Source organism: Mesorhizobium sp. CNPSo 4671, assembly GCF_057784245.1.
The window spans coordinates 1-787 of the sequence record NZ_JBWLUW010000068.1 but is presented as its reverse complement, the minus strand read 5'-3'; the positions used below and the strand labels follow the sequence as shown (position 1 = coordinate 787).

Below are 787 nucleotides of genomic sequence, written 5' to 3'. Positions count from 1 at the left end.
TTGAGCGGCAGCTGAGCGAGATCGCCAATTCAGGCGGTCGCCTGATGTCGTCGGCGGACCCCATCCATCAACTGGGTGCATTGCCATCGCAGGCGCAGGACATCGTCCAGGCCGGACGGCAAGAACCTGCCCGGTTCGCCTCAACCGGGTGGCCGCAGATGCCGCTCAACTTTGATTGGAGTATGTGGCCGAACCCGGAAGCAGCGCCAGCGCCCGCTGCCAGCGCCCGCCCAGACACCTACCGGGATTTTCCATTGGTTGATCTGACTGCGGCCACGCCGTCTGAGTCACGCGACGATGATAATTCCGTGCCGGTGTTTGCAAGCATGTCCTCCGATGCTCAGATCGGGGCTTTGGGTCCGACAGCCCCGTCTCACGGCCGCGGGCTGGTGCTCCAGGACATGGAATGGCTGGGCGACGAGCATGTCCTGAGGGATTACCAGCTCCTGACGCAAGAGTTGCAGGGGAACAATCCGGGTCTGGCCGCCCGGACGCGGTTCGTGGATCCCCTCATAACCCTTGGCAGCCTGCGCTTGGGCACCGAGAGCGACATGCTAGGCGCATTCCAGCGCATCGTTCATGATCACAATGGCGACGACACGGCCGACTTCCTGTTCCTGCCACTGAACGATGCCAGTGCCAATCGCCGCGGCAGCCATTGGTCGCTGCTGTTCGTTGATCGCCGCGAGCGGGAACGGCCGGTTGCCTATCACTACGACTCGAACGGGAGATACAACGAGGCGCCCGCAGGACAACTCGCAGCAAGGCTGGGCGCGCGCTTGGAGTC

At 63.4% G+C, this 787-nt stretch carries 1 protein-coding gene; it reads left to right on the top strand.

The annotated features are described in order from the left end of the window. Window positions 1–44: 44 nt before the first annotated feature. The coding region (locus AC04SF_RS37385; protein ID WP_488481875.1) for a Ulp1 family isopeptidase at window positions 45–787 on the top strand (743 nt) is incomplete at its 3' end.